6 protein-coding genes are annotated in these 6,512 nt (G+C 70.0%); 5 read left to right on the top strand and 1 reads right to left on the bottom strand.

The window, feature by feature from the left end:
- Positions 1-206 (top strand): hypothetical protein (locus HPY23_RS32725; RefSeq protein ID WP_210346970.1); only part of this gene is annotated, 206 nt, incomplete at its 5' end.
- 128 nt (positions 207-334) lie between these two features.
- Here HPY23_RS32725 and qhpR read toward each other — a convergent pair.
- On the bottom strand, positions 335-1,387 hold the full coding sequence (gene qhpR / locus HPY23_RS29755) for an AraC-like transcriptional regulator QhpR (RefSeq protein ID WP_091884067.1): 1,053 nt from the start codon (positions 1,385-1,387) through the stop codon (positions 335-337).
- Between the two features lie 289 nt (positions 1,388-1,676).
- On the opposite strand from qhpR, the gene HPY23_RS29750 reads away from it, so the two are divergent.
- The 4 genes from HPY23_RS29750 (at position 1,677) to HPY23_RS29735 (ending at position 6,498) form a co-directional block, all read left to right on the top strand.
- Positions 1,677-3,068 carry an ethanolamine ammonia-lyase subunit EutB gene (locus HPY23_RS29750; protein ID WP_091884064.1) on the top strand — a complete coding sequence of 464 codons (1,392 nt, stop codon included), beginning with the start codon at positions 1,677-1,679 and terminating at the stop codon, positions 3,066-3,068.
- Positions 3,065-3,874 (top strand): ethanolamine ammonia-lyase subunit EutC, encoded by an 810-nt coding sequence (gene eutC / locus HPY23_RS29745; RefSeq protein ID WP_091884062.1) that lies wholly within the window; start codon positions 3,065-3,067, stop codon positions 3,872-3,874. Before HPY23_RS29750 ends, eutC begins: the two co-directional genes overlap by 4 nt.
- 56 nt (positions 3,875-3,930) lie before the next feature.
- Positions 3,931-5,310, top strand: coding sequence for an ethanolamine permease (gene eat / locus HPY23_RS29740; RefSeq protein WP_091884058.1), 1,380 nt, complete (start codon positions 3,931-3,933; stop codon positions 5,308-5,310).
- 192 nt (positions 5,311-5,502) lie between these two features.
- The gene (locus tag HPY23_RS29735) at positions 5,503-6,498 is read left to right on the top strand and encodes a TorF family putative porin (RefSeq protein WP_139234907.1); all 996 of its coding nucleotides are present in this window, start codon (positions 5,503-5,505) and stop codon (positions 6,496-6,498) included.
- The last annotated feature ends 14 nt before the right edge of the window (positions 6,499-6,512 follow it).

Genomic DNA, 6,512 nt, shown 5'->3' with positions numbered 1-6,512 from the left:
GCCTCACGCTGTTTCCTGCCTGTGGCCTGGGCGTCTATCAACCCCAAACGACGAAGCGGGCTTCGAGCCCGCCTCTCGTCCATCAACCCCGAATGACGAATGACCCAAATATCGATCGACTTCCCCACGTGGAGGGCGATCTTGGATCTGGAGAAACGATGCGGATTACGATGACGCTGAGCGCGCAATGCGTGGCATCGCCGTGAGCGACGACGAGTCGCAGTCGTGGCGAGAGCCGGGTCGAGACGAGCGGCGTCGGTCAGGGCCGCCCGCCCGGGCGCCTTCCCTGCGTCGCGGTCCGGGCAGGCGCGTCGGGGCGCCGCCGCATGCGCACTCACTGGACGCGGGATCGACCGCCCTCGATCCGATGCATCTTGCGGAAGCGCAGGGGCGAGATCCCGAACCAGCGGCTGAAGGCGCGCACGAAGGCGCTCGGCTCCGAATAGCCCAGGTCGTAGGCGATCTGCGCGATGTCGAGCTGGCCCTCCAGCAGCGTCCGGCGCCCCTCGACCCGGCGGACCTGCTCGACGAGGTCGGCGAAGCTGGCATTCTCCTCGACGAGGCGCCGCTGCAGCATGCGCGCGGGCATGTGCAGGACGCGGCTGGCCCCGTCGAGCGAGACCGAGCCGCTGGCGATGTTCCGGCGGATGTAGTCCTCAGTCATCGCGGCGACGGACTGCGCCGGCTTGCAAAAGCCCAGGGTCTTGATGTTGTGGCACATGAGCCGCAGCAGGGCCGGGTCCGCCTGCGGCATCGGGGCGACGGCCCTCTCCGGCCGGAACAGCAGGGCGTTGGTCCGGCTCTCGAAGCGGACCGGCGCACCGAAGGCGGCCTCGATGCTGCGCCAGTTCTCGGTCCTGGCATGTTCGAGGTGGACCTCGTCCGGGCACCAGTCCCGGCCGGCGCAATGCCGGAAGACGTTGCAGAACATGCCGAGCGTCAGCACCGCGTCCTGGCTGCGGTGGGCGATGCGGGCATCGTCGATCCGGTAGGTCAGGTGATAGAACGGGTTGCGGAAGATCAGCTCGGTCGAGGTCTCCTGCTGGTGATAGCGGAAGTGGCTGGCGAGGTTCTCGGCCGCGTGCAGCGCGTCGTCCGACGATAGCGCGATGTAGCCGATGAGGCCGAGCTGGCTCGGCCGGAACTGCTGGCCGTAGGCGAGGCCGAAATCGTCGTCGCCGGAGCGCCGGGCCGCGAGATCGAGGACGGTGCAGTACCCGTCGAGGCTCAGCGGCGCCACCGGGTCGGAAAGGCTGGCCTGGTCGATCCCGGCGTGACCCAGGATCGTGTCCAGGCAGAGCCGGCGCGATTCGATGAAGCCCGCCAGCCCCGTCGCGGCGGCGGACAGGAGCTTCGGCGTGCCGGCGGTGGGGGCGAGGGCGGCCATGCGGGCGGTCTCCTCCAAAAGACCTCGGGCAAGAGACCTCTGGCGAAGCCCCTGTGCACGTCGTCGACATGCATGTCCTGGACCGTTTCTCGGCCCGTTTCGGTCGTCGGCGTGGCGCCCGGCCCCGGACGAGGTCGAGAACGCCCGCCTTTGTCGCGATCTGTCAGTTTTCCGGATTCCGCTGTCAATCCGGACGGACGGGCGAGGTGCTAAAACACATGCCTGCTTCACCGTAACGTCGGACATGGTTTCGTTCCGTTACGGCGCGCCTGAGTTGAGGGGCACCGCCATGGCACGTTATCACTGCACGCTGGGGGGCGAACGGCACGGCTTCGCGGATCTGAGAACCCTGCTCGCCGCCGCCTCGGCGCCGAAATCCGGCGACGGGCTCGCGGGCCTCGCCGCCGGGAGCGCCAAGGTGCGCATGGCCGCGCGCTTCGCCCTCGCCGACCTGCCGCTCAAGACCTTCCTGGAAGACCTCGTCGTCCCCTACGAGGACGACGAGGTGACGCGCCTCATCGTCGACACCCACGACCGGGCGGCCTTCGCGCCCGTGTCCTCGCTCACGGTCGGCGAGTTCCGCGACTGGCTGCTCTCGGACGCGGCCGATGCCGCCGCCCTTGCCGCGCTCGCCCCGGGCCTGACGCCCGAGATGGTCGCGGCGGTGTCGAAGCTGATGCGCAACCAGGACCTGATCGGCGTGGCGAGGAAGTGCCGGGTCGTCACTGCGTTCCGCACCACGCTCGGGCTCGAGGGGCGGCTCGCCACCCGGCTCCAGCCCAACCACCCGACCGACGACACGCGCGGCATCGCCGCCAGCACCCTCGACGGCCTGCTCTACGGCGTCGGCGACGCCGTGATCGGCATCAATCCCGCCACCGACAACGTTTCCAACGCGGTCGCCTTGATGGACATGCTCGATACGCTGCGTCAGGAGTACCGGATTCCGACGCAGACCTGCGTGCTCACCCACGTCACCAACTGCATCGAGATCATGAACCGGGGCGCGCCGGTCGATCTGGTGTTCCAGTCGGTGGCGGGCACGCAGGCCGCCAATGTCGGCTTCGGGGTCGACCTCGCGGTGCTCCGCGAGGCCCACGACGCCGCCCGCACCCTCGACCGGGGCACGGTCGGGCAGAACGCGATGTATTTCGAGACCGGCCAGGGCTCGGCCCTGTCCTCGGGCACCCATCACGGCGTCGACCAGCAGACCGTCGAGACCCGTGCCTACGCGGTCGCCCGCGCCTTCGCGCCGCTCCTCGTCAACACGGTGGTGGGCTTCATCGGCCCCGAATATCTCTACGACGGCAAGCAGATCATCCGGGCCGGACTCGAAGACCATTTCTGCGGCAAGCTGCTCGGCCTGCCGATGGGCTGCGACGTCTGCTACACGAACCATGCCGAGGCCGACCAGGACGACATGGACGACCTGATGACGCTGCTCTCGGCAGCGGGCTGCACCTTCCTGATCGCGGTGCCGGGCTCCGACGACGTGATGCTGAACTACCAGAGCCTGTCGTTCCACGACATCCTCTACCTGCGCTCGCTGCTCGGGGTCCGCCCCGCCCCCGAATTCGAGGCCTGGCTCGCCGAGATGGGGGTGACCGGCGGGGGCGCCCGCCGGCCGGCGCCGCTCGAGGCCCGCTTCGTGCGCCAGCTCGTCGACGGGCGCGTGGCATGAGCCGGCGCGACGACGAGCGAACCCCGACCGAGCGCCCCGGCACCGCGCCCGCCACCGACCCGTGGGCCCTGCTGCGGACGCTGACGCCGGCCCGCATCGGCCTCGGGCGGACCGGAAACGCCATCCCGATGCGCGCCGTGCTGGAGTTCCAGTACGCCCACGCCCTTGCCCGGGACGCCGTCCACGATGCCCTCGACACCGAGGCGCTGTGCCGGGCCCTGGAGCCGCTGCCGACGCTCCGGGTCGCCAGCAACGCCCCCGACCGCGCCACCTACCTGCGGCGCCCGGATCTCGGCCGGATGCTCGCCCCGGAGAGTCATGCCGCCTTCGCGGGGATCGCGCCGGCCGAGATCGCCATCGTGGTCGCCGACGGGCTGTCGGCCACCGGCGTGCAGGCCCACGCGGCGGCGCTGGTCCATGCCTGCGCGGCGGCGCTGGCGGGGTTCCGCCTCGCCCCGGTCGTCGTGGCGACGCAGGGGCGGGTGGCGCTCGGCGACGACGCGGCCGCCCGCCTGGGCGCGGCTTTGTGCGTGATGATCGTCGGCGAGCGGCCGGGCCTCACCGTCTCCGACAGCCTCGGGATCTACCTGACCTACGACCCCCGGCCGGGCCGGCAGGATTCCGAACGCAACTGCATCTCGAACATCCATCCGAACGGCGGCCTGAGCGCCGAGCAGGCCGCCCGCAAGCTCGGATGGCTGGCCCGCGAAGCAATGAGCCGGAAGCTGTCCGGTGTCGGCCTGAAGGACGACATGCCGGCCGCCCTGGGTACGCAGTCCGGCGCACCCAGGATCGCCGGCTCCTGAGGTCTACAGACAACGAAAACTGAAGATCAACCATCGACCGACAGAGGGGAACCGTCATGTCCGAAGCGCCCGTCAACCTGCACAAGGGGCTGAACGCCTTCCATCTCTGGGGCATCGCCGTCGGCCTGGTGATCTCCGGAGAGTATTTCGGCTGGAGCTACGGCTGGGCCCAGGCGGGGACCATGGGCTTCCTGATCACCACGGCGCTGGTCGCGGTGATGTACATCGCCTTCATCTTCAGCTTCACCGAACTGACGACCGCGATCCCGCAGGCGGGCGGTCCCTTCGCGTATGCGCTGCGCGCCTTCGGCGAGACCGGCGGGGCCATCGCGGGCTTCGCAACCCTGATCGAGTTCGTGTTCGCCCCGCCGGCGATCGCGCTCGCCATCGGCGCCTACCTCAACGTGCAGTATCCGGGCCTCGACCCGAAGCACGCGGCGCTCGGCGCCTACATCATCTTCATGGGCCTCAACATCGTCGGGGTGCAGATCGCCGCCACCTTCGAGCTGGTGGTGACGGTGCTGGCGGTCGGCGAGCTGCTGGTCTTCATGGGCGTCGTCGCCCCGGCCTTCAGCGTCTCGAACTTCGTCGCCGGCGGCTGGGCCGGCCAGGACGCGTTCAGCCCCGCCGCGATCGGCGGGATGTTCGCCGCGGTGCCGTTCGCGATCTGGTTCTTCCTCGCGATCGAGGGTGTCGCCATGGCGGCGGAGGAGGCCAAGGACCCCAAGCGCACGATCCCGATCGCCTACATCACCGGCGTCCTGACGCTGACCGCGCTCGCCTTCGGGGTGATGCTGTTTGCCGGCGCCGCCGGCGACTGGAAGTCGCTCGCCGACCTCAACGACCCGCTGCCGCAGGCGATGAAGCGCGTCGTCGGCGAGTCGAGCGGCTGGCTGCACATGCTGGTCTGGCTCGGCCTGTTCGGCCTCGTCGCCTCCTTCCACGGCATCATCATGGGCTACGGCCGGCAGATCTTCGCCCTCGCCCGGGCCGGCTTCCTGCCCGCCATCTTCGCCCGGCTGCACCCGCGCTTCCAGACGCCGCATCTCGCGACGCTCGCCGGCGGCGCGGTCGGCATCGCGGCGATCTACAGCGACAACCTCGTCAGCATCGCCGGACAGTCGCTCACCGCCAGCATCGTGACCATGGCGGTGTTCGGGGCGCTGACGATGTACATCGTCAGCATGGCGGCCCTGTTCCGGCTGCGCCGCACCGAGCCGGGCCTCGCCCGCCCGTACCGCGCGCCGCTCTACCCGGCGGCGCCGCTGGCGGCCCTGGCGATGGCGGCGGTCTGCTTCGTCGCGCTCGTCGTCTACAACCTGCAGATCTTCGTGATCTTCGCCCTCGTGATCGCCGCCGGCACCGGGGCAACCCTGCTGATCCGGCGCCGTCAGCGCGCGGCCGTGCCCGGCCGCGCCGCGGGCGAACTCGCCTGACGGCGGGCCGCCGCGGACAGACCCCGTCTTCTCGCGACGCATCCGACCGCTCCCGTCCCCGGCAGTAACGGGGGGAGGGCCCCCGTCGGTCCGCACGCGACCGCCCGTCCCGCGGACCATCCGGCCGGCGGGGCGGACGCCCACCCCCGGATGACCGAACGTCAACGACCCAGCGAGCGAGCCCGGACGACCATGAGCCCCGCCACGACCGCCAGAGCGCTCTCCCTCGGGGCAGGATTCCTGCTCGCCCCCATTCTCGGCGGGGCCGCGATCGCGGCCGACACGCCGGCGCCGGCCGAGGTGCCGGCGGCGGCCGGGCCGAAGCCGGTCATCGATTTCTCCCTCGGCGCCCGCTACCAGACCGACTACAACTTCCGCGGCGTGAGCCAGTCGGACCGCCGCGGCAGCGTCCAGACCTTCTTCGAGACGCAGTACTTCGACAACCTGCTCTATACCGGGATGGCGACCTACCAGACCCGCCTGCCGACCCGGCCCGACATGGAGTTCGACCTGATCGCCGGCATCCGGCCGAAGTTCGACAAGTTCACCTTCGACCTGGCGATCTACTACTACAACTACCCGAACGAGCGCCGCGCCTTCCTGGTCGACGCCACCGGTGCGCCCTTCTACGCCACGACCGCGAACTCGGACTTCTACGAGGGCGGCGGCAAGGTCTCCTACGCCTACGACGACAACCTAGTGCTCGGCGCGGCCCTGTTCCACTCGCCGAACTTCTTCGGGACGCACGCGATCAGCACCTACGCGGCGGGTAACTTCGCCTACACGCTGTCGCCCGAGATGTTCCCGACGCTGCCGGCCTCCCTCGTCGGCGGCCTCACCATCTCGGGCGAGGTCGGCCACTTCACGCTGACGAGCGCGAAGAACTCCACCACCGGCTTCAATGCGGACATCGGACGCTTCAACTCGTTCAACCTGCCGAGCTACTTGTACGGCAACGTCGGCGTCTCCTACGCGTACAAGAACCTCCTGCTCGACCTGCGCTACCACACCGCCGGCCTGGACAAGCGGGAATGCTTCGCGCTCACCGGGGACCTGCGGGGCTTCTCCAACGGCGGCACCTCGCGCTGGTGCGGCGACGCGGTCATCGGCTCGATCACCTGGCAACTCTCGACGGCGACGCCCGGCATCTATTCGGAGCCGGCCGGCATCCTGGGCTTCTTCAGGTAGTCGTCCGCCCCCGG

This window comes from Methylobacterium ajmalii (assembly GCF_016613415.1).
Lineage (GTDB): Bacteria > Pseudomonadota > Alphaproteobacteria > Rhizobiales > Beijerinckiaceae > Methylobacterium > Methylobacterium ajmalii.
The sequence above is the reverse complement of the archived record's forward strand: the minus strand, read 5'-3'. Positions and strand labels throughout refer to the sequence as shown.

Bases quoted from the DNA above. Each gene is read 5' to 3' on its own strand.
- eutC (WP_091884062.1), top strand. From the start codon at position 3,065: ATGAGCCGGCGCGACGACGAGCGAACCCCGACCGAGCGCCCCGGCACC.
- HPY23_RS29735 (WP_139234907.1), top strand. From the start codon at position 5,503: ATGAGCCCCGCCACGACCGCCAGAGCGCTCTCCCTCGGGGCAGGATTC.
- eat (WP_091884058.1), top strand. From the start codon at position 3,931: ATGTCCGAAGCGCCCGTCAACCTGCACAAGGGGCTGAACGCCTTCCAT.
- HPY23_RS29750 (WP_091884064.1), top strand. From the start codon at position 1,677: ATGGCACGTTATCACTGCACGCTGGGGGGCGAACGGCACGGCTTCGCG.
- qhpR (WP_091884067.1), bottom strand. From the start codon at position 1,387: ATGGCCGCCCTCGCCCCCACCGCCGGCACGCCGAAGCTCCTGTCCGCC.